Raw genomic sequence first — 21,416 nt, 5'->3', positions numbered from 1 at the left:
GACCGGCACCAATAATAATCTCCAGCCCGAACGTATCGATATGAGCCTGTACGAGGCCTCCTTTCGGGTCAAACACGAGTGTCCGTATCGGGAGCTGTCCGAGCGCTACCCGGACCTCACGATTCGCGAGTGGTATCTGAGCGACTGCCAGGTCATCGAAATCACGGCTCCGGGGTCGCCGACCGAGGACCTACTCGAGGAAATCGACGAACTGGGGACGGTGCTGCACGAATCGGTCGACGAATCCGGGCTTCACGTCGTCACCCAGTCGTGTCTCTGTTCGCTGGAGGACTCCATCATCGAGCGGTTCGAGTCGTACAACAGCCTGTATCAGCCGCCGACGATTCACCGTCAGGGCTGGGAGCACTACACGGTCATCGCGTTCGACGAGGGCGACGTTCGAAACCTCGTTCAGGACCTCGAGGCCGACCGGGACATCGATGTCCTCTCGAAGACCGCGATTACTGAACAGCGGATTCCCCACAGTATGCTCGCACCGGTCGACCAACTGTTCGAGTCAGTGACCGAACGGCAGATGGCTGCGCTTCGGCTGGCCCTCGAGAGCGGCTACTACGAACAGCCCCGGAAGACGTCGCTCCGGGAGTTGGCCGACCGAACCAGCGTCGCTCGTTCGACCTACGAGGAACACCTCCGGAAGGCGGAGAACAAACTGCTCACGAACGCGGGGCAGTTCCTGCGATTGGTCACCGCGACCTCGACGGCGGACCCGTTAGACGTGGAGGGACGCCGACGGAACGAACAGCCCGCCGACTGACTGACGCTCCAATCGGCCGTAACGGTCATCCCCGCTGGGGGCGAACGTGAGCCACGAATGACCGACCCTGCCCCGTCGCTCGACAGGCGAACGGTGCTCGAAGCGCTAGCCGGCGCCGGGGCGATGTCGATAGCCGGCTGTTCGGCACTCGAACCCGAATCCGACGACCCGACGACCGTGATAGACGGCGAGACGGCTCGTGAGTTGGCCGTACAGTACGCGCCGACGCTGTACTTCGACACCTACGAGAAGTGGTTCCCGACGGACCCCCGCTCCTACGAAGTCGAACGCGATGGAGAAACGGTCGTCGACGGCTTCGAAGCCTTCGACGGCTACACCCGGCGGTTCAAGGAATCCGAGACGCCGCCGGAGCCGACGGTGTTCTTCAACGTCGTCCAGTACGAAGCATCCCCGCTTGCGGTCGTCCAGTACTGGCAGTACGGCGCCTTCGACCAGTTCACGACGAACTTCCACTGGCACGACTGGGAGGTGTTGCACGTCTTCGTCGACACGGAGACCGACACCCCACAACTGTACGTCGCCAGTTCTCACTCCCGGAAGATACCGAACAACGAGTTTCTCGACCCCGACCGGGAGATGGTGCCCCGTGTGCTCTCTGAGTTGGGGTCACACTCCAGTGCGCTGTCGGTCAACGACGTTCCCGACCGGTTCCAGCGGTTCCCCATCGGCGACACCTTCGCCGACATAACCAACAGCGCAATCGAGAGCATCGAAGACATAGAGGAGATACCGGTCGCCTACGGATTGCCCCGCGACGAGGGGTCGGCACTGCCGTATCTCGTCCCGGAACTCGACGGCGAGCCGATTTACGAACACGAGCGACTCCCGTCAGTCGAGCGGTCGGATTTGGTCGACGAATCGCTGACGATACGGTCGCTGGACGCGCTGACTTCCCCGCCGGAGGAGCTACCGGAACGCAGCACGGGCCTCGTCTTCGAACACGTCGACAGAGGGAGGGAGGACGCTGATGTCGAGTACGAACTCGTCCCGTCGAGCGAACTCGAACACATCAGAGGGTTCACCGGGCCGCAGTTGAGCTTCGAGTTCGACGTTCCGCAGTTCGCCGAGGACGCCGTCGCCGGCCACATCACTACGACGGGTCTACCGTGGGAACAGCCCAGATACGACAACCCGGCGGCCGATATCACCGAACCAAATCACAGGGTGGCGCTTGCGGACCGCTACGACGCCATCGGCGAGGCAGCGCCGGTTCACACCGTCGTCGCGAGGGTCACCGAAGCCGTCTCCGACGAGGAGGCACCGGACGGGGAGGGGGTGACGACCGAGCAGTCCTCGACGGAGGCCTTCGCGTTGGTCGAAAGCGACCCTGAGGCAATTCCGACCTTCAGCGGATACGTCGTGGCACAGGATATTCCGGAGGGCGAGCATCGCCTGACGGTCAACGGTGCGGGCCTTACCCCCCACAGCGAGGCAGTGTCGGTGAACGACGAGGCTGGGGCGACGGTTGCCGGCGTCGACGGCGAGATTCCGCTCGTCGCCCGCGAGAACGCGACGAAACTCGAAATCGATGCCGAGGGGACCGATGCCGACCTGACCGGTATCGCCGTCGAGGACGACTTCGGCGGACGGCTGTACGACGCCCCGGTTTCGGGCCGCGACGCGGTGTACGTCCACCGTGGCGGCGCATACACGACGGAGGTCCGTGACAGCGACGACGCCCTCGGCGCCTTTCGGGTCAACCCAGGCGAGGAGTCGTCGGTCCGAATCGACCGCCCGCGAACCGGGAAGGCGTCGCTCGCGACGTTCCTCGCGAACATCTCCGAGGAGACTGCCGAGGAACTGTCGGAACTCATGGACGACGTTGGCGACGACGATGACGATACCGGCGGGGGGTCGGTCAACGCCATCGGCGGACTCGCACAGGCGCTGTCGTCGGTCGGAGAAACTGCCCGTCGTGCGGCCGAGCGGGCCGAAAACGGGAACCGCGGGGCTGCCGACCGGAACATCGATAGCGTCATCTCGCTGCTCGAACAGGTCGAGGCTCGATTGGAGGACGCACGCGGGTCGCTCCCCGACGACATCGCACGCGCCGTCGAGCTACGACTTGAGCAAGCCCGCCGGCGCTCCGAGCAGGCGAAAGCCGAAGAGAAACTCTGAGCGCGACCGGACTACATGTACATCCGGTCTTCCGGACGCATCTCCTCGCGTTGGGATTCCAGTCGAGCAGCGAGTTCTTCGTACTGCTTCGACAGCGTCTCGGCGAACTCCTCGAGAGGCCCGGTGTCGATGTCGAGGTCGTACACCGAGTCCAGCGCGCCGATTAGTCTGAGCGCGGCGTCGATGTCGGGGACTTGCTGGTGTACTGGTGTCGTCAGAACGCAGGCTTTCAGCGTGGAGTCGACGGCTCGTTCCATCAGTTCGCCGTTGATGCCGTCGAGGAAACCACCGGGCATCGCGGTGATTCCGTGGTCGCCGTCCAACCGTGCCGACTGGTAGTCTTCGCTGGCAACGTAGAACGCGCGATGGTCGTCGGGGCCGTGCTGGATGGGGACTCCCGAGAGTACAACGATGTCCTCGACACCGTGTTCGTCGGTGTAATCGAGCAGGGCGTTACCGAACGGTTCGGCGGCGTACGGCGGGACGAACAGTTCGCCGACGACGACGGTGATGTCGAGGTCCGGTTTCGAGAACAGCCGGGTGTGGTGGCGAGGCGTCCCGTTTTCGAACGGTGTCACTGCCGGCAGTTGCTCCACGCCGATGTGACCGGTCCGTTCGAGTTCGAGCGTTTCGGTGACGTAGTTTGCGGCCGTGAGACCCGCGAGACCGAATTCCGCGAAGCCGGCCACGAGTGTCGATGTCGGTTCTTCGTGTTGAATGTCGAATGACGGGGACGTTCCTTGGCCAACCATACACCAATGACGGGACCCTCGGTATTAGGTGTCAGGGCGGAACGCTTTTTCGGGCGCCCGGCGACTGCCGGATATGGACCTGACGACGGCGGTGTTGCAGACTGGGGGGACGACTCCAACCCCGACGCCGACGATTCGGGCCTCGGAAGGGCCGCTTCCCCGTCCACCGTGGCTCCCCGATGTGATTCCGTCGTTCGCATTTCGGTTGTTCATCGCAGTTGCGGTTCTCGTCGTCGCCTACTACCTCTCGAAGCTCGTCCGACAGGCACTCGGACGGCGTATCGCACGGCGATTCAAACGGCCGTCGGTCACACGGACGGTACTCAGAGGAGTACAGGTCGGAATCATGCTCCTCGCGTTGTTTACGTCCCTGGGCATCTTCGGCCTCGGATTCGGTAACATCGCACTCTCCGTCGGTGTGTTCTCCGCAGTCGTCGGTGTCATCCTCGCGCCCATCATCGGCAACATCCTCAGCGGCGTCTTCATCCTGAACGAACAGCCCTACGAAATCGGCGACATGGTAGAGTTGGCGGACACCGACACCAAGGGGTTCGTCGAGGATATCACGCTGTCGTACACGAAGATGTTCACGCTCGACAACACGTTCATCGTGTTGCCGAACGGGACGATGCGGGACCGCGACGTGGTGAACTACTCCGCCGAGGACACTCGAATTCGGATGACGCTGGACGTTGGCGTCACCTACGAGAGCGACATCCCGACGGCCAGAGAGCAGATGGAGGCCGCCGCTCGGGCCGTCGAGGGCGTCATCAAGGGCGGCCCGGACATCCGCGTCGGGAGCGCGCGCTATCCGGCGTCGCCGACCTGTTACATCCGGGAGTTCGGCGACAGCGAGGTCGCGTTGCGACTCCGCTACTGGGCCAAGGAGCCCTACAAGCAAACGGCGGTCCGCTCGAAGGTGCTGACGAACGTCTGGACGCGCTTCGAGGAGCACGACATCGAAATCCCCTACCCGCACTCCCATCTGGTGTTCGACGACACCAGCGGCGAGATGCAGGTTGCGACTCGCGAAATCGATGCCGAGGCGCCGTCCAGTCCGGGTGGCGCGACGCGTCGAGAGGCCGACGCGGGGGCACAGGAAGCCGTCGAGGACCGCGAAAACGAATCGGACGAGGACGCTACAGACTCGCAGTGATGACCTGACAGTCGAGTTCCCGGCGGAGGAACGACTCGATGTCCGGGTCGTCGACCAATCGGCGGAGCATTCGACGCCAGCGACTGGCCTGTTTTCGGCCGATGACGACGTAGTCGGCGCCTTCGGCTGCGATTTCGTCGAGGATTGTGTCCTCGACCATGAACCCCGACCGGACGACGTACCGTGCGCGGTCGATGCGTCCGCACTCGCGTTCGGCTGCCGCTTTGAGTTCGGTTCGGGTGACTCGCTTGTCGTTCTGATAGAGGTTCACGTGAAGAACGGTGAGTTCGGCGTCGTGTTCGTCGGCGACTTCGATGGCGCGCCGAAGGGTCGCCAGCGAGTGCTCCGAAAGCGGATAGCGGACCGGGACGACGACCAGCGTCATTACCGGGGAAAGCGGACCGCGGTGCCTCAACCTTCCGGTTGCGCGCGAGGCTCAGAGCCCGGTCCGAACGATTCGCCCCTCGAGTTCCGGGGCCACGCCGACCTCGCGGGCGTATTCCACGAGGATGTCGTACTGGATGTCGAGCGTTGCGATACGTTTGGCGTCGGTCAGCGTCGGGAACTCGGCGTCGGTGTGCAGGAGGAACTCCGTCGTCGCAAGCGCGTATCGCGTGGTGTTGTCGATGGCCTCGCCGCCGACCTGTGCCTCGATGAGTTCGTCGTCGTTGTAGTCGTAGACGAGTCGCGCTCCGGAGACGTGGGCGTGCCACCAGTCGGACTCACCGAAACCGGGGGTGTCGGCGGCTTCCTGAAAGGTATCCAGCAGTTCCGACCCGGAGCATTCGAGGACGACCACCGGCTCCTCGAAAGGGACGAGACTCACGAGGTCGGCGACGGTCACCTCGTCGGCCAACGATGGCCCGGTTCGGATGCCACCACTGTTCTGGAGGCCGACGACGCGTTCCGTGGCGTCGAGTTTCCGCTCGGCGGCCCAGCGGTAGGCGTCGGCGACGAAGTTGCCCACGCGACTCTCGCCGCGGAACGCCTCCCGTTCGGTTCGCCGAATTGGCTCCTCGACGGTCGCGACGACGGTGTCGAGTCCTGCCTCGTCGAGCCGTCGATGGTAACGCGCGGTCAGTTCTTCGTCGAGCGGGGCGTCGGCGACGACGTGACGAGTCACATCGAGCGACGGTAGGTCGATTTCGAGGAGGACTTCGCCGCCCGTTCCGGGACGGGTCAACAGCGTTCCGGCGACGCGCTCGACGCGTTCGCTGTGGACGTGACCGCCCAAGATGACGTCGACCTCGCAGGCGGCAGCGAGGCGCTCGTCGCCGCGGCCGAGATGTGAGCAGACGACGACGTACTCTGCGCCGTCCGCTCGCAGTTCTCGGGTCGCCTCTCGCGTTGCGACGATTGGGTCAGTGAACGTCAGTTCGGTCGCTTCGGGATTGGCCGAGGGCGTCGTCGGGTCCGTAACGCCGAGAAAGCCGACGCGCACCCCGTCGACTTCCCGGATGGTGGCGGCCTCGACGCCGGCGAAGCGCTCGCCGTCGTCGTAGACGTTCGCGCTGAGCCACTGTTGGGGGGAGCGCTCGACGAGTTCGGCCGCCCGGTCGGCGCCGAAGTCGAAGTCGTGATTGCCGAACGTCGACACCGTCGGCGAGACGGCCTCGAAGAACTCGAGGGCGATTTCCCCGCGAGTCACGAGTGGGAGGACGCCGGGGGCGGTGTTGTCACCGGTGCCACAGACGAGGGTTTCGTCGTCGCGGAGCGCGTCGACGAGGCCGGCGAGTCGGCCGACGACCTCGGGGTCGTCGTGGGCGTTCTCGATGTCGGAGTAGTGGAGGAGTCGCACTGCGTCAGTCGAGGGGTCCGACGCGCAAAACCGTATCGAGACCGTGACGGTTTTGCCGCCCCGCGGCCCATCGTCCGTATGGACGAGCGCACTGGACCTGACGGAGAGACGCTGTACGTTTCTCGGGAGGTCGAACGCGGTAACAAGGGGCCGTTTCGGGTGGTGTACGCCGATCCGGAGGGTGAGCGTCGCTGGGGCTTCTTCTGCACCAACTGTGAGACGTTCGACAACGCCGTCGACGCGATGGGTCGCATCCAGTGTAATCAGTGTGCCAACTTCCACAAGGCCGAGGAGTGGGACGCCGCCCACGAGTAACCGAACAGATACGTTTACGACGATACGGACTTCGCCTGACGGTTGTCTGACTCAGGATATCCTACAGGTCACCGAACGGGTACGTGCTAATCTTTATCTCTCGGCGCGCGCAATCTCCGTACGAATGGGTGCTGTTAGCACATCTCTCGTCGAGGAGGCACGAACCATCTTCTCCGACCTCGGGTACGAGGTTACGGAGGACGGAGACGAACTCCGCGCCGAACGCAAGTGGCGAACCGTCCACGTCACGACCGATGACCCCGATGACGCGGCCACGCATGGCCGACTACGATGTTTCGTCGCCCGCGGTGACCGAGCGAACACCGTCCGCGAACGGTTACTTTCCAGCGAGCCCGACTACGATTGGGCAGTAATGCGCGTCGACGACGGGGAGTATCAGGTGCTCCACCCGAGCGGTGACGTCCTACCGGCGCCCTAGGGTCGCCACCGCCGCTTCGACGCCCGCACCGGGTTCGACGCCGACACCGGCCGACGCCAGCGTCTCGCCCAGTGCACCGAGCGTTTCGAGGACGGGCCCGCGACGGGCACCGTAGCCCATACAGCCGACGCGAATCGCCTCGTCGGCGAACGCGCCGAGTCCCGTGGCGATTTCCACGTCGTAGTCGTCCCGCATCGTCGCGACGACCTCACCCGGTTGCAGTCCCGACGGGAGTCGGGCGGTCGTGAGACTCGGCAGTCGCACGTCCGATTCGACGACCGGTTCCAGTCCCAGCGCCCACAGTCCTTCCTGTAGCGCCTCGGCGTATCGCTCGTGCCGTTGCCAGCGGTTCTCGACGCCCTCCTCGTCGACGAGTCGGAGCGCCTCACGGAGGGCGTAGACGTTGTTCACCGGGGCCGTGTGGTGGTAGGCGCGTTCTTCACCCCAGTAGTCGTCGAGCAGCGAGAGGTCGAGGTACCACGATCGAACCGGCTCCTCTCGGTCGAGGATTTTCGTCATTGCCCTGTCGTTAACCGATAGCGGACTCGCACCCGGCGGACAGGAGAGACACTTCTGGGAGGCCGCGTAGGCGGCGTCGATACCCCACTCGTCCATCCGGAACTCGACGCCGCCGATGGAGGTGACACAGTCGGCGACGACGACGGCACCGTGGTCGTGGGCCGCATCCGCGATGGCAGACATCTCGAGCTGTCGAACGCCCGTCGAGGTCTCGGCGTGGACGACCCCGACGACGGCGGGGTCGTGTTCGGCACAAGCCTCACGAACGTCGGCGGGGTCCAGCGGCTCCCCCCACGGGGTCTCAACCTGGACGGCGGTGCCGCCGGCGCGTCGGACCATCTCGGCCATGCGGTCCCCGAAGTAGCCGTTCCCGGGAACGACGGCCGTCTCGCCCGGTTCGACGAGGTTTCCGATGGCTGCTTCCATTGACGCCGACCCGGTTCCACTGACCGGAATCGTCCACTCGTTGTCCGTTTGAAGCGTCGCCCGCAACAGCCGCTGTGTGTCGTCCATCACGTCGATGAACGCGGGGTCGAGGTGGCCGACAGGCGGCGTTCCGAAGGCGTCCAACACGCGTGGGTGAGTCTCGCTGGGGCCCGGACCCATCAGCAGGCGGTCCGGGAGCCGCAATTCCCCTACCGGAGGTTCCATACACGAACGTGGACAGCCACAGCACAAAAGGGGTGCGGAAGTGCCCAGTAACAGTATGCGTTCCGACACGTCAAGGTAGTTTTACTAACCCCCAGTGAGAAGGTTACATGCGATGGTCTTCAAGAAAATAACGCTCATCGGGACGAGCGACGAGAGTTTCGACGCGGCAGTCGACGACGCGGTCGACCGGGCCGAAGACACCCTCGACAACGTCAAGTGGGTCGAAGTCGGGGAGTTGGGCGTCGAAGTCGCCTCCGTCGAAGGCCGGGAGTATCAGGCCGAAGTCGAAGTCGCGTTCGAACTCGCGTAACCATCGCGGCCTTGCACGCGCAAGGAGGGAAGGAGCATCGTCGTGCCGTCCGGCACGACGGCTTTTCGTGGAGTAACCGACCAGCGTCAGGTCCGGAACGACTCGCCACAGCCGCACTCGCTTTCGGCGTTGGGGTTCTCGACGTGGAAGCCGGCGCCCTGTAGGCCGCCCTCGAAGTCCAGTACCGACCCTTCGACGTAGTTCTGGCTGGCCGAATCGACGAACACGCGCAGGCCGTGGTGGGTCGTCACCGCGTCCTCGTCTTCCGGTTCGAGGTCGAAGCGCAGTCCGTAGGAGAGTCCCGCACAGCCACCCTGCTTGACGAACAGCCGGAGGCCGGCCTCGTCGGTGTCCAGGCCCTCGTCGCGAATCAAATCGAGGGCCTGTTCGGCCGCTTGCTCGGTCACCTGTACCGGGTCGCCCGTCTCCGTTCCCTCGCCCGCGTCGGCGGTCTGGCTCATGAAACTTGCTACCACGCCGACGGCAATAATCCTGACGCCGCTGTCACGACTCACTCGGTGGCTGCTCTCTTGGGACGAACGTGCCCACTACAGGACGCAGATATGGTACTAAATCGGAAAGATTCGGATGAAACTCCACGACTGAAGAACTGTGATTCAGTGTATCACAAGTGCCACAACGGCTATATCTGCTGGCGGAGTAGTTATCCACGTAACATGAACAAGCACTTCCAAGACACGAAATACTACCTGAAGCGCGCGGGCGAAACGACGAAAGCGGGCGTCGTCGAGGAGCTGAAGCCGGTGGAGACGAAGGTTCGGGGATTTACGGCCCGTGAGTCCGAACCCGAACCCCGGCGGTTCGACGTGGTTCGGACCGAGCTCGTCGACTTCGGTGAGAGAGCCGAGGATAGAACGCGGGCCGCGATTCGGACCGGTCGCGAGAAACTCGGAACCCGTCGCCGCGAGCGTACGGCTGCTTGAAAAGGGTTAAGTTCGGGGCGGGGATATTTTCGGCTGCAGGGTCGGTGGTCTAGTTGGTTATGACACCTCCTTCACACGGAGGAAGCCGGCGGTTCGAATCCGCCCCGACCCATCCGTTCACTTCCCGTTTTTGAAGGAGTACCGAAAGCCGGTCCTGTCGTCCTTTTTGAGGGTCGCCGTACAAGTGTCGTCTATGACCGACGAGACCGAGACCAACGAGGCGCTCGAACAGTGGAAAGCGGAGATGCAGGCCGAACACGAAGCCGCCATCGAGAACCCGGACCCCGACGAGAACCACCGCATCGAGGGCGTCGCACAGGTGAGTTATCGGGTCTCGTTTACGTACGACGAGGAATCGGACGAACTCCAACGGGCGGACACCGAACAGGTCGAGGAATTGGCCGACCCGGAACTACTCTCCTGCTCCTGTGGCGTGCGGGGGATGACGCGGGCGGAGGCACGCACCCACGTCGTGGCGGCACGAAACGAAGAGAAGGGGTGAATCCGCCCGAAGACGTCGGTTTCACTGTTTCAACTGTCCGTTAGGTCTATTGGTCCCCTCCGAGAAGCCGGCGGCGTGACGCGAAAGTCGCCCGACGAGGGCACGCGGAATCGGCGGGCGTTCCTCCGTTCGACGGGGGCACTCGCCGTGGCAACCGCGATTGGGGGATGTTCCAGTGACCAGTTGACTGGCGGCGACGAACGGCACCAGCCGGTTCGGACGTTCGCCGAGGGGTTCAGAAACGACGACGTCGACACCATCAGGAGTTCGCTTCACTCCGAGTCGCCGCTCCGAGAGTCGCTGAGCGAACAGCAGGTCAGTGGAACGAGCATCGACATCGTCACCATCGAAACGAGTTCTTCGGGGGACGATACGGCGACCGTCCACGCACAGTTGGAGTTCAGCGGCAGTTCGGGAACTCCGGACGGGCAGGTCTGGTACACCTTCGACGTTCGTCGAGACGGCGATACGTGGGGTATCTGGCAACTCCAGCGGGGTCGAAGGACACCGACACCGACACGAACACGGACGGAAACGGAGTCCCCGACGGAGTCCGAAGACACCGACACGGAGGACGAACCCGAAACGGAAACGGAGACCCCCGGTGACACCGTGTTCTACGATGGGTTCGAGGAGGACCTCGAGCAGTGGAACGTCGTCGAGTCGGCGTGGCGGCGGACGAGTACGTCCGCGGTCTCCGGGGCGAACAGCGTGGGCATAGACGCCCGCGGTGGGGTCGGGACGATTGCGACGACCGACTTCGATTCGGCGCGACGGATTGGTGAGTTCAGTTACTACTGGTATGAATCGTCCGCGAGTTGGGGTGGCGGTATCCGGCTGTTGAACGACGCTGGCGATGTCGAAATCGGCACGACCTCGGACAATCCCCAGTGGGTCGTCGACGACGGTGAGGGCATCGCCCAGGTCGATTCGGGCACGGAGTACCAACGGTGGATTCGTGTCTCGCTGCGATTCGATTGGTCGAGCGGGACGGTCGAGGTGAGATTCGAGGACACCGAGTCGGGGGCGTCGTACACCGGGACACACCCGCTCAAGCGGGGGGAGAACGTCCAACGGATTCAGGTACGGGGGTTCACCAGCGAACACGGCTGGGAGACAGACGAGTGTCACATGCTCTGGGACGACATCCTCGCGCGAGAATAACCGAATATCCCGCGACCGAACGCGATTCGACGGGGCGTTTTCTCGCGGCGATAACACGAACCTCGATTTATATGCCTAGGGATGTTAGTGGTACTTAGCGATGAGTACTACGCGCGGTCGTCGCGGGTCGGACGACGTGTCGGTTGCCCCACCGGGGAACGTTCTCCTTCGGGCACCGGCGTTGAGCGACGGGAAACGGAGCATCTGTCCGTCGCTCCACGCTGGCGACGATGTGAATCTGTGTGTCGTCTCTCTTTCCGGAACACCGGACCGCATTCTCGATACATGGCGCCGTCACGGCGGCTTGCCGCAGAAAGTCGGTATCGTGACGGCCGACGAAACACGCAGTGCTGCGGCCGCGGACACACCGTCCGCGACGGTGGGACCGGACGGAACGACGGTGTCGACGACCACCGTCTCCGAGCCCGGTGACCTCACAGGCATCGGAATCAAGGTCAGCCAGTGTCTCTCGGCGTGGCGCGACGACGACGCGACGACGGTGCTGTGTTTCGACTCGCTCACGACGCTGCTGCAGTACGCCGACCTCCAGCGTGCGTTCCGGTTCCTGCATATGCTCACCCAGCAAATCGAGAACGCGGGCGCACTCGGGTACTTCCACATCGACCCCGCCGCCCACGACGACCGAACGGTTTCGACCGTGGAGAACCTCTTTTCCGAGCAGTTCGAGTACGACACCGAAACGGACAGCTGGGACGAACGTTAACGCGGCGTCAAACGCATTCTGACCGGATTACGCGGGTGCATCGTCAGCGACGGCCGGAGCTCAAGCGGTTCGTCGTCGACGCGTTCGAGTTCGAACTCGCTCGCGACGGCCGCGAGGATGAGTTTCGACTCAAGCAGCGAGAACTGCTTTCCGATACAGATGCGAGGGCCGCCGCCGAACGGGAAGAACGCGAACCGCGGGCGTTCTCGGGCACGTTCGGGGAGCCAGCGGTCGGGGTCGAACGTCTCGGGGTCGTCGTAGTACCGCGGCGAGCGGTGGACGACCCACTGTGGGAGCATACACAGCGCCCCTTCGGGAAGGTCGTAGCCGGCGAGGCGGACGGGTTCGGTCGACTCTCGAAACAGGGTGTACACGGGCGGGTACAGCCGCATCGCTTCGTTTAGCACTCGGTCGGTGTATTCGAGGTTTCGCACGTCCGCGAACGTCGGGTCGTCGCCAGCGTCGTCGAGTTCCGCGTACAGTTTCCGGCGAACTTCGGGGTTTCGGTCGAGGAGGAAGAACGTGTAGGTGAGCGTCAGCGCCGTCGTGTCGTGGCCGGCTAGAAGCATCGTAACCAGTTCGTCCCGAAGCTGTCGATCGGTTTGTTCGCCGCGTTCCTGTGCGCGGAGCAGGACACCGAGCAGGTCCTCACCGTCGGTACCCATCGCCCGGCGCTCGGCGACGATGTCGTCGAGGATGTCCTCGAGCGTGCCGATGGCGTCGTGGAAATCCCGGTTTTCGGCGGTCGGCAGCCAGTTCGGCAGCAGGAACCGACGGGCGTCGGGTTCGAACCGCGCGCCGAGCGGTTCGAGGGCGGCCTGTATCGTCGCGGTCGTCTCGTCGTCCAGCGTCGCATCGAACATCGCCTCGGCGATGATTTTCACCGTGAGTTCGGCCATCTCCTCGCGGATGTCGACCACGTCGCCGGCGCTCCACCCCTCGACGAGCGTCCGGGCGTGGTCGGTCATCATCGAAGTGAGGTCCTCGAAGCGGCCGGGGTCGAACGCCTCCGTCGCGAGGTTCCGCTGGTGGCGCCACGCCTCGCCGTCGCTGAGAAGCAAGCCGTTGCCGAGCAGTTCCTCGACGGCGTCGTCGCCGAAGGCCGGCTTTCGGAAGCTCTCGGCCTCGCTCACCAGCACGCGTTCGATACTGTCCGGCCCGGTGAGCATGTACGTCGGTTGTCCGGCGAGTTCGAAGGCAGCGATGTCGCCGTAGGCGCGACCGACCGCGTCCATGAAAACGAACGGGTCGCGGGCGTACCGGTGGGTACTTCCGAGGAGGGGTACGCCGTTCGGTCCGGGCGGCTGGTCGTCCATCGACATACCTAACGTAGGGTCTCGCGGGGCAATAAGACCGGGGTGGCGGCGGGGACGGCCGCTTGTGTTCCGGTGGTCTGGTATAAGGGACCGGGTATATTCTGCGGAGAATTTATACGTATCTTCTCGTATCATTTCCCCAAGGACAGAGCGCTCTGTATCGCATGACCGAAAACAACGAAACTCCGGACGACGACCGAAACGAGGCCGAGGTCGGCGATTTCCAGTTTGGAGTTCCCGACGGTGGTTCCGAGAAATCCGACGACAAACCACCGACACGTACCGACGGTGCGGGGAACACCAACAGTCGCTTCGACTTCGACTCGTGGCTCGGTGACGTGCTTCCGGGTACGGGTGATGAATCGACGGCTTCCGACGACGCCGGGACGACCGAATCGGGCGTCTCCTCGTCGGTGGCTCCGTCCAGTTTCGGGGGGTTCTCGTTTACCGACTGGCTTTCGGATTCGGGAGTCGACCCCGAATCGGTCGGTCGGACGGACCTCGGTGTGGACGAGGAATCGACGACTGCGACGTCGGAAGCCGAGGCGACCGTCGGTCCAGCCGATTTCGCCGGCTTCGAGTTCACCGAGTGGCTCGAATCGACGGAAGCCAAGGCCACGACGGCTACGGAAGCCAAGGTAGATACCGAAGAAGCGGCCGAACTGGGGCCCGTCTACGACGGATTCGACTTCGGCCGCTGGATCACCGACGATGACGAGGCCGGGCCGAAAGAGCCGCCGGACATGCCTCGCGTGGTCGGTGCGACGCCCGAGCGAGCCGTTTCGGCGCGCTCACGGCTGCTCGGCGTGCTGCCGTTCGTCGGTTCGCCGAAGCCGGTCGATACGTACCCCGGCGGCTTCGACTTCGCCGGCTGGCTCGGCGAGGGTGAGTCGGACTTCGAACCGGTCGCCGCGGCGCCGGAGCCGACGCCCGACCCCGAACCGGCTGCCGCCGGTGCGACCGTCGGCGGGGAACCGTCGTATCCGACGCCGGGAAGCGGTGGCATCACCGACACGCCACCCATCAAGGTGGCGGCGTTCGCGCTGTTCGCAGCGAGCATCGTCGCCGTCGCGCTGACGCTCGCCGGCGCTGTGCCGGCACTCGGGCCGGCGCAGGGATTCAGTTCGCCGCCCGCCGACGACGGAGGTGACGCACAGGCCGTCGCCACGCCGACGCCAACGCCGGAGCCGACGCCAGAGCCGACACCGGAACCCACGCCGGAGCCGACACCGGAACCAACACCGGAACCGACACCGGAACCAACACCGGAGCCAACGCCAGAGCCGACACCGGAGCCAACACCGGAACCCACGCCGGAGCCGACTCCGGAACCCACGCCGACGCCGACCCCTGAAGAAAACGGCACGCTCGACCCCATCACCGACCCCATCCTCGGTGGCGATGACAGTAGCAGCACGAGCAGCAACGACGGCCTGCTCGGAATCCTCTAACGGTCGGTTCCTCCGTTCTCTCACTGCGAAAACTAATTTGCGCGTCGATACGGCTCGTTACCCGTCCAGACCGAGGTCCACGTCGAAGCTATTGCCGGCGCGCGGGACGCCCTTGACGGTGACCGTCTCGCCGGTCATGAACGCCGCGGCGTCGCTGGCGAGGAACTGGACGACATCTGCGATATCTTCGGTGTGGCCGATACGACGGTCGACCGTCTCCCGCGGTGGCATCTGCTCTTCCTGAATGCCGAGCGTCTCGGCGACGCCCGGCGTCTGGATGAGTCCCGGTGCGACGCAGTTGACGCGGATGCCGTGTGGCGCCCACTCGACGGATAGCGTCTCGGTCAGCCGGATGATGGCGGCTTTCGAGGCGCTGTAGTGGCTCTCGTGGGGCGCGGCGTGTTGGCCGTTGACGCTGGAGAGGTTGATGATACAGCCACCGTCTCCCTCGCGCATGTACTCGCCTGCGGCCTGCGTACAGTGGAAGGTGCCGTGGAGATTGAGGTCGACGATGGCCTTCCAGCCGTTCTCGGAGATGTCCTCGAAGGGGGCGACGAACTCGCCGCCGGCGTTGTTGACGAGCAGGTCGACGCCGCCGAACTCCTCGACGGTGGCCTCGACGAACGCCTCGACCTCGTCGGGTTCGCGGACGTTGCACTCGACGGCGAGGGCGGTGCCGCCCTCCTCTCGAATGCCCTCGGCGACGGGGTCGACGCGGTCCTGTGACCGGGAACAGATGGCGACGTTGGCGCCGTCGGCGGCGAGTCGCTCCGCGATGGTTCGACCGATGCCCTGTGAGGCACCGGTAACGATGGCGTTACAGCCGTCGACGCTGAACTGGTCTGTCGGCATATCCGGCCCCTCGAAGGCCGTCGGTATCACGGTATCGGTGGGTGTTTTACCGTCCAGTTCGTGAGCCGACACGAACATGCCGTATCGGGCTGACACGGGACGAGGGCGGGCCGTCCGCTGGGTTCTGCTGACCGGGAACCGACGCGTCGTCGTCGGCTGGCTGCTGGTCGGCGTCTTCCTCACTCTCGTGCCGATAGGCGTCCTCGCACCCTCGGAAGTGAACCAGCTCCTCGACGAGCAGGGTGCGGTCGCGTCCATCCTCAACACCCTGTTGAGCGGCGTCATTCTGCTGGTGTCTATCGTCGTCTCCGTCACTTCGCTGTCGGTCTCACGGGAGTTGGCCTCCATCGACGGCTTCCGCGACCACATCAGCGGTTCCCGGGAGTTTCGCCAGCAGACGGAGAACGTCCTCGAAGTCGACGTGAGTCCCGCAGAGCCGGCGAACTTTCTGGAGGCCCTCTCGCGGGCGATTCGTGAACACGCCGACGAAATCCGTGCCGCCGTCGAGAACAGCGACGAGGCCGTCGCCGAGGAGGTCAACGCGCTCATCGACGGACTCGTCGGCGAGGTCGAACCCATAGAGGAGACGCTCGCCGAAACCGAGTTTCGAACCATCGACATGCTGTTGACGGCGTTGGCGTTCGACTACGCCGAACAACAGCAGGCGGTCAGACAGTTTCAATCCCGACACGACGGCGAGTTTCCCGACGGCATCGACGAGGAGATGGACGACCTCCTCGATGCCTTGGAGTACTTCAGCACCGCTCGACAGTACTTCAAGTCGCTGTACTTCGAGCGGGAGTTCGCGAACTTCTCACGGGACCTCATCTACACCTCGATTCCCGCGATCCTCCTCATCTCGTATGCGATTCTCGTCGTCGACGGAAAACTCGTCTCCGGAACGACGCTCGGGATTCCGAACATCTACGCGTTCACGGGTGCGGCCTACACCGTCGCGTTGGCGCCGTTTGCCGTCCTCACGGCGTACGTCCTCCGCGTGTCGGCGGTCACGAAGCGGTCGCTGGCGTCGGGGCCGTTCGTATTAAAAAGCGAGTGAAACGCAGATCGGACGCGCCGGTTACAGGAAGCCTTCGATGTGGTCGACGACTTCTTCGGGCGTGTCGCCGACGGGGACGCCGGCGTCGTTGAGCGCGTCGATTTTCGACTCGGCGGTACCGGTACCGCCGCCACCGGAGACGATGGCGCCGGCGTGACCCATCCGCTTGCCCGGCGGGGCGGTGCGGCCGGCGATGAAGCCGGCGACCGGCGTGTCCATGTACTCGCCGATGTAGCTGGCTGCTTCCTCCTCGTCCTCGCCGCCGATTTCACCACACATCGCGATGGCCTTCGTGTCGGGGTCGTTCTCGAACATCTCCAGCGCGTCGACGAAGTCGGTACCGATGATGGGGTCGCCGCCGATGCCGACAGCGGTGGTCTGGCCGATGCCCCGCTTCGTGAGGTTGTCGACGACCTGGTAGGTCAGCGTCCCGGACCGGGAGACCAACCCGACGTTACCGCTCTCGAAGATGTTGCCCGGCAGGATGCCGAGTTTGGCCTGCCCGGGCGTGATGACGCCGGGACAGTTCGGACCGACGAGTTGTGTGTCGGTCTCTCGGAGCTTCCGGTACACCTTCGACATGTCCTGTTGGGGGATGCCCTCGGTGATGGCGACCACGAGGTCGAGCGGTGCGTCGAGCGCCTCGAACAGCGCGTCGGCAGCAAAGGCCGGGGGGACGAAGACGACCGAGGTGTCCGCGTTCTCCTCGCGAGCGGCGCGGTCGACGGTGTCGTAGACGGGAATCCCATCGACCTCCTGGCCGCCCTTGCCGGGGACGGCGCCGGCGACGACGTTCGTTCCGTATTCGACCATCTGGCGGGTGTGGAACTTCCCCTCGCCGCCAGTGATGCCCTGTACCACGACGCGGCTGTCGTTGTCGACTAAGATGCTCATTGTGCTTCCTCCTCGGCGTATTCGACGGCTCGCTGGACGGCTTCCTCCAGCGTCACCTCGACGGTCACGAGGTCGGTGTTCAGGATTTCCATGCCTTCCTCGGCGTTCGTGCCGGCGAGTCGGACGACGACCTTCTTGGGAATCTCGTCGAAGCTCTCCAGAGCCTCGTTGATACCCTTCGCGACCTCGTCGCCGCGGGTGATGCCGCCGAAGATGTTGAACACGACGGAATCGACGTTCTCGTCGGAGAACACCATATCGAGGGCGTTCGTGACGCGTTCGGCTTTCGCGCCGCCACCGATGTCGAGGAAGTTGGCGGGCGCGCCACCGTAGTAGTCGACGAGGTCCAGCGTCGTCATCACGAGTCCGGCGCCGTTGCCGATGATGCCGACGTTACCCGACAGTCGGACGTAGTCGAAGCCGTACTCGTTGGCTTTCGCTTCGAGGTCGTCCTCTGCGGCCTCCTCTTCCATCTCGGCGAGGTCGGGGTGACGGAACAGCGCGTCGTCGTCGATGTTCATCACGGCGTCGGCGGCGACGATGTCGCCGTCGGCCGTAATCATCAGCGGGTTGACCTCGATTTCGGTCGCGTCGGAGTCGTCCCACAGCTGGAACAGCGTCCGGAGGACGCTCGCCACGTCGCCGGCGACCTCTCGGTCGACGCCGGCCTCGTAGACGGCCTTCCGAGACTCGTAGGGCTGCATTCCGAAAGCGGGGTCGATGTGTTCCCGCTCGATGGCTTCGGGGTCCTCGGCGGCGACCTCCTCGATGTTGACGCCCCCGCGGGTCGAAACCATCGCGACGGGTTCGCCCTCGTTTCGGTCCATCGTCACGCCGACGTACAGTTCGTTGACGAAGTCGACGGCCGCCTCGACGAGGACGCGGTCGACGTGGAGGCCCTTGAGGTCCATCCCGATGATGTTCTCGGCAGCCTCGCGGGCTTCCTCGGCGTTGTCGACCAACTCGATACCTCCGGCCTTCCCACGACCACCGACCTGTACCTGCGCCTTGATGGCGACGGGATAACCGATGTCCTCGGCCGCATCGACCGCTTCGTCGACGGTCGACGCGAGCTTCGAGTCCGGCACCGGAACCCCGGCGTCGGCGAAGACACCCTTCGCCTGGTACTCGTGAAGTTTCATCCACATCGAACGGCGAGTGGCAGCCGCTTAAATCGTGCCATTTGGTGGCTTGTCGGCTCGAAAAATATCGCTGTAAACTCGACGCGCGTCCACGGACGGGGGAAAATCCCAGCCGTGAGTGCGCTAAACGCTCAACACGTTGTGTCGGAGAGGAATCGTACGGCGGGGTAAATCGTCCGCCGCTGGAGTCCCCGCCGCAGGGCGCCAACACCGTAGTGGGGATGGGGGAACTCGGACGGCCGGCGCCCACGACACGCTACCGTCTTTACTGGTAAAGTTATTTAGCGATTATTTTCCATCGAGATGACGTCAGCGGGGTAACGTCACGTTCAGGGGGCATCCATCATCGGTGCCGACTCGGTGCCTTCAGTGAGGCGGCGGCGGGAGGACCACCGCCCGAAATGGGAGAACCGACCTAGTGGGGTGAACCACGGTCGGAGTCGTGCCGACGACCACCGCTTGGAGGTGACCTCGGCATCAACCGGTACGGCCTTCTTAAGAATAGGAATTTACCCGGCTAGTCTAGGTCATTTATTAATACGAACGCGGAAGCGGGGCTTCGGCGTCCGGTTTCGTCGGGATGGACGGCGTCGGACGACGGGCCCGCGGATTCGCGGGAGGTGGGGGGTTGTGCCCCGTCGGCCGATACAAAACGTGCCGCCCGGTTTGGGGTACGCTATCAGATGACTTATCGTTTCTGACCGTTCGTGTCTGCCCAGGAGTAACGACCGCCGCCGGGACGTGGTATGGTGTGGTTGAAGTCGGTTAGCCCGCCCGTTCGATGGCGACGAGGTCGTCGACGGGCGGGACCTCGGCGTCGGCCTCCGTGATGATGTCGAGTCGGCGCGTGAGTTTCTCCCGGGCGTAGGAGACGAGCGCGCCGTGGTCGACGGGTCCCTCGATATCCGTGAAGATTCCGGCGACGTGTGGCATCAGTTCCGTCAGCACCTCCCGGACGACGGCTTCGTCGACGTTGTCTTCCTGAATGAGCTTCCGGACTTGATGCATCCCGAAGCCGACGTGTCGGCCCTCGTCGGAGCGAATCCGCGCGATGCCCCCGACGAGGCCGTCGAGGTTCGGCAGTTTCGACCGTGGGCGTGTAACGACGTCGTCGTCACCGCTGGAACTGAACGCCGACTGCAAACTGTAGTAGGCGGTCTGGGCGAGGACGCTCTCGGCGACGATGTGATAGTGGCTGTAGGCGCGGGCGCGCGCTTCCGGGGAACGGTCGTCCAACAGCGAGGCCATCGACCTCTCGACGGCGTCGAACAGCGCGACGTAGTCGTCGTTGAGATACCGCTCGTCGGTCGGCTCGGTCACTTCCACCCCGAGTTCCTCGGCGACGGGCGTCAACACTTCCTCCCAGTAGCGGTCGAAAAATCGGGTGTGTTTGGCCTCTTCGTACAACTGCGTCGTGAAAAACAGCTGTTCGTCGGTGCCGTCGAGCGCGAGACCGAGCGGCATGAGGTCCTCGGTAACCGCCTCCTCGCCGCCGCCGAAGCGGGCGACGGCGAGTCTGAGCATGTCGAACTCCTCGCCGGAAAACGACTCCTCGTAGTCGAGTAACTCCCGTCTATCTCCGGCGATGTCGACCTCGTCGGGGTCCCAGTGGCGATAGACGGCGTTTCTGAAGTAGCCACCGGCGAAGGAATCCATGTCCGCTCGGGTGCCACGGTCGGTGTCGGTCAGTCGTGCCATGCTCCTGTGACACGCTAACAGGAGTTTGTCTCTCTCCCGGTTATCTGGGGAGTGTTTTTTACGGACGGAGTTGACAGGTCAGATATGCGGACCGCCACGATTCGGCTGTCGGCGCCCGGCAGCGGCCTCCACCCGGCCGACAGCGACGTGGCCGACCACCCCGATATCGAACGGGTGGCCATCGACGGGATTTCGCTGCTGGAGGACGGCACCGGCGTGGCGCTGTGTCGGCTACGAGGCGACGCCGAGGAACTCCGAACCATTCTCTCGGAGTCGGCGGGTGTCTCGGCGTTCCACGCGAGCGTTACCGACGAGACCATCCACGTCTTCGTCCACTTCGAGCAGACCGCGGCCGCGGCGGCGCTGTTGACGCTGCGCCGGTCACACGAACTGGTCGTCCGAACACCGATACGGTGGCTCTCGGACGGCCGTCTGGAGATATCCGCCGTCGGCGACGACGCGACGCTGCAGGACGCCTTGGACGGACTCCCCGACGACCTTCACGTCGAGTTGGTCGAAATCGGTGCGTACGCCCCGGAACCCAACCGCCCCGAGTCGCTGCTCACCGACAAACAACTCGAGGTTCTCGACGCCGCCCTCGCGGTGGGTTACTACGAGGAACCACGCCGTGGCACACAGGCCGATGTCGCCGACGCCGTCGGACTGGCTCCCGCGACGGTCGGTGAACACCTCCGACGAATCGAGGGGAAGGTGTTGCGGGCGCTTCGGGAGTAGGCCCGCAACCAAACCACGTATATAAATTTCCGCCAGCCAGCGGAAGTGGTCGCTACGTTTCACCCGCCACGCGATTTTATGCG

General features: G+C 64.3%; 23 protein-coding genes and 1 tRNA gene. 14 read left to right on the top strand and 10 right to left on the bottom strand.

Features of this window, described 5'->3' with window-relative positions; all coding sequences use genetic code 11:
• Nucleotides 1-40: 40 nt before the first annotated feature.
• Both HWX69_RS12805 and HWX69_RS12800 read left to right on the top strand, forming a co-directional pair.
• Nucleotides 41-775: a helix-turn-helix domain-containing protein gene (locus tag HWX69_RS12805; protein WP_178917479.1), complete on the top strand. Its 735-nt coding sequence runs from the start codon at nt 41-43 to the stop codon at nt 773-775.
• A 57-nt stretch (nt 776-832) separates the two neighbouring features.
• Entirely contained in the window at nt 833-2,914 is a 2,082-nt protein-coding gene (locus HWX69_RS12800; RefSeq protein ID WP_178917478.1) for a hypothetical protein, read from the top strand.
• 11 nt (nt 2,915-2,925) lie between these two features.
• On the opposite strand, the gene HWX69_RS12795 is transcribed toward HWX69_RS12800, so the two are convergent.
• Nucleotides 2,926-3,666 carry a proteasome assembly chaperone family protein gene (locus tag HWX69_RS12795; RefSeq protein WP_178917477.1) on the bottom strand — a complete coding sequence of 247 codons (741 nt, stop codon included), beginning with the start codon at nt 3,664-3,666 and terminating at the stop codon, nt 2,926-2,928.
• A 73-nt stretch (nt 3,667-3,739) separates the two neighbouring features.
• On the opposite strand from HWX69_RS12795, the gene HWX69_RS12790 reads away from it, so the two are divergent.
• Nucleotides 3,740-4,822: a mechanosensitive ion channel family protein gene (locus tag HWX69_RS12790; RefSeq protein ID WP_178917476.1), complete on the top strand. Its 1,083-nt coding sequence runs from the start codon at nt 3,740-3,742 to the stop codon at nt 4,820-4,822.
• On the opposite strand, the gene HWX69_RS12785 is transcribed toward HWX69_RS12790, so the two are convergent.
• The gene (locus HWX69_RS12785; protein WP_178917475.1) at nt 4,806-5,207 is read right to left on the bottom strand and encodes a universal stress protein; all 402 of its coding nucleotides are present in this window, start codon (nt 5,205-5,207) and stop codon (nt 4,806-4,808) included. The two genes, HWX69_RS12790 and HWX69_RS12785, sit on opposite strands and share 17 nt — an antisense overlap.
• Before the next feature lie 51 nt (nt 5,208-5,258).
• Nucleotides 5,259-6,620 carry a 5'-nucleotidase C-terminal domain-containing protein gene (locus tag HWX69_RS12780; RefSeq protein ID WP_178917474.1) on the bottom strand — a complete coding sequence of 454 codons (1,362 nt, stop codon included), beginning with the start codon at nt 6,618-6,620 and terminating at the stop codon, nt 5,259-5,261.
• A gap of 78 nt (nt 6,621-6,698) precedes the next feature.
• On the opposite strand from HWX69_RS12780, the gene HWX69_RS12775 reads away from it, so the two are divergent.
• Complete coding sequence (locus tag HWX69_RS12775) at nt 6,699-6,935, top strand: DUF5816 domain-containing protein (RefSeq protein ID WP_178917473.1); 237 nt, start codon at nt 6,699-6,701, stop codon at nt 6,933-6,935.
• A gap of 124 nt (nt 6,936-7,059) precedes the next feature.
• Nucleotides 7,060-7,374: a DUF7116 family protein gene (locus tag HWX69_RS12770; protein WP_178917472.1), complete on the top strand. Its 315-nt coding sequence runs from the start codon at nt 7,060-7,062 to the stop codon at nt 7,372-7,374.
• Here HWX69_RS12770 and HWX69_RS12765 read toward each other — a convergent pair.
• On the bottom strand, nt 7,360-8,544 hold the full coding sequence (locus HWX69_RS12765) for a pyridoxal-phosphate-dependent aminotransferase family protein (protein WP_178917471.1): 1,185 nt from the start codon (nt 8,542-8,544) through the stop codon (nt 7,360-7,362). The two genes, HWX69_RS12770 and HWX69_RS12765, sit on opposite strands and share 15 nt — an antisense overlap.
• Before the next feature lie 112 nt (nt 8,545-8,656).
• Here HWX69_RS12765 and HWX69_RS12760 point away from each other — a divergent pair, with 112 nt between their 5' ends.
• The gene (locus tag HWX69_RS12760; protein WP_178917470.1) at nt 8,657-8,854 is read left to right on the top strand and encodes a dodecin; all 198 of its coding nucleotides are present in this window, start codon (nt 8,657-8,659) and stop codon (nt 8,852-8,854) included.
• 86 nt (nt 8,855-8,940) lie between these two features.
• On the opposite strand, the gene HWX69_RS12755 is transcribed toward HWX69_RS12760, so the two are convergent.
• A complete protein-coding gene (locus tag HWX69_RS12755) occupies nt 8,941-9,315 on the bottom strand; it encodes a HesB/IscA family protein (RefSeq protein ID WP_178917469.1) in 375 nt (124 codons plus the stop codon).
• A 216-nt stretch (nt 9,316-9,531) separates the two neighbouring features.
• On the opposite strand from HWX69_RS12755, the gene HWX69_RS12750 reads away from it, so the two are divergent.
• The 5 genes from HWX69_RS12750 (at nt 9,532) to HWX69_RS12730 (ending at nt 12,188) form a co-directional block, all read left to right on the top strand.
• Complete coding sequence (locus HWX69_RS12750; RefSeq protein ID WP_178917468.1) at nt 9,532-9,798, top strand: DUF7553 family protein; 267 nt, start codon at nt 9,532-9,534, stop codon at nt 9,796-9,798.
• A gap of 38 nt (nt 9,799-9,836) precedes the next feature.
• Nucleotides 9,837-9,910 (top strand) — tRNA-Val (locus HWX69_RS12745).
• Between the two features lie 81 nt (nt 9,911-9,991).
• Complete coding sequence (locus HWX69_RS12740; RefSeq protein ID WP_178917467.1) at nt 9,992-10,300, top strand: hypothetical protein; 309 nt, start codon at nt 9,992-9,994, stop codon at nt 10,298-10,300.
• 75 nt (nt 10,301-10,375) lie between these two features.
• Nucleotides 10,376-11,464 carry a twin-arginine translocation signal domain-containing protein gene (locus HWX69_RS12735; RefSeq protein ID WP_178917466.1) on the top strand — a complete coding sequence of 363 codons (1,089 nt, stop codon included), beginning with the start codon at nt 10,376-10,378 and terminating at the stop codon, nt 11,462-11,464.
• 100 nt (nt 11,465-11,564) lie between these two features.
• Nucleotides 11,565-12,188 (top strand): DUF7504 family protein, encoded by a 624-nt coding sequence (locus HWX69_RS12730; protein ID WP_178917465.1) that lies wholly within the window; start codon nt 11,565-11,567, stop codon nt 12,186-12,188.
• On the opposite strand, the gene HWX69_RS12725 is transcribed toward HWX69_RS12730, so the two are convergent.
• Nucleotides 12,185-13,504: a cytochrome P450 gene (locus HWX69_RS12725; RefSeq protein WP_178918340.1), complete on the bottom strand. Its 1,320-nt coding sequence runs from the start codon at nt 13,502-13,504 to the stop codon at nt 12,185-12,187. The genes HWX69_RS12730 and HWX69_RS12725 overlap by 4 nt on opposite strands.
• 164 nt (nt 13,505-13,668) lie before the next feature.
• Between HWX69_RS12725 and HWX69_RS18035 the strand changes: the two genes are divergently transcribed.
• Nucleotides 13,669-14,955 (top strand): hypothetical protein, encoded by a 1,287-nt coding sequence (locus tag HWX69_RS18035; protein WP_218644789.1) that lies wholly within the window; start codon nt 13,669-13,671, stop codon nt 14,953-14,955.
• A gap of 57 nt (nt 14,956-15,012) precedes the next feature.
• Here the strand turns inward: HWX69_RS18035 and HWX69_RS12715 are convergent, their stop codons facing one another.
• A complete protein-coding gene (locus HWX69_RS12715; RefSeq protein WP_178917464.1) occupies nt 15,013-15,807 on the bottom strand; it encodes an SDR family NAD(P)-dependent oxidoreductase in 795 nt (264 codons plus the stop codon).
• A 76-nt stretch (nt 15,808-15,883) separates the two neighbouring features.
• Between HWX69_RS12715 and HWX69_RS12710 the strand changes: the two genes are divergently transcribed.
• Nucleotides 15,884-16,864: a hypothetical protein gene (locus tag HWX69_RS12710; RefSeq protein ID WP_178917463.1), complete on the top strand. Its 981-nt coding sequence runs from the start codon at nt 15,884-15,886 to the stop codon at nt 16,862-16,864.
• A gap of 21 nt (nt 16,865-16,885) precedes the next feature.
• On the opposite strand, the gene sucD is transcribed toward HWX69_RS12710, so the two are convergent.
• The 3 genes from sucD to HWX69_RS12695 form a co-directional block, all read right to left on the bottom strand.
• Entirely contained in the window at nt 16,886-17,758 is an 873-nt protein-coding gene (gene sucD, locus HWX69_RS12705; RefSeq protein WP_178917462.1) for a succinate--CoA ligase subunit alpha, read from the bottom strand.
• Nucleotides 17,755-18,900, bottom strand: coding sequence for an ADP-forming succinate--CoA ligase subunit beta (gene sucC / locus HWX69_RS12700; RefSeq protein WP_178917461.1), 1,146 nt, complete (start codon nt 18,898-18,900; stop codon nt 17,755-17,757). The genes sucD and sucC overlap by 4 nt, the downstream gene beginning before the upstream one ends.
• Nucleotides 18,901-19,665: 765 nt before the next feature.
• Nucleotides 19,666-20,598 (bottom strand): ferritin family protein, encoded by a 933-nt coding sequence (locus HWX69_RS12695; RefSeq protein ID WP_178917460.1) that lies wholly within the window; start codon nt 20,596-20,598, stop codon nt 19,666-19,668.
• A gap of 84 nt (nt 20,599-20,682) precedes the next feature.
• Between HWX69_RS12695 and HWX69_RS12690 the strand changes: the two genes are divergently transcribed.
• Nucleotides 20,683-21,333 (top strand): helix-turn-helix domain-containing protein, encoded by a 651-nt coding sequence (locus HWX69_RS12690; protein ID WP_178917459.1) that lies wholly within the window; start codon nt 20,683-20,685, stop codon nt 21,331-21,333.
• The last annotated feature ends 83 nt before the right edge of the window (nt 21,334-21,416 follow it).

Source organism: Natronomonas gomsonensis (genome assembly GCF_013391635.1).
GTDB lineage: Archaea > Halobacteriota > Halobacteria > Halobacteriales > Haloarculaceae > Natronomonas > Natronomonas gomsonensis_A.
The sequence above is the reverse complement of the archived record's forward strand: the minus strand, read 5'-3'. Positions and strand labels throughout refer to the sequence as shown.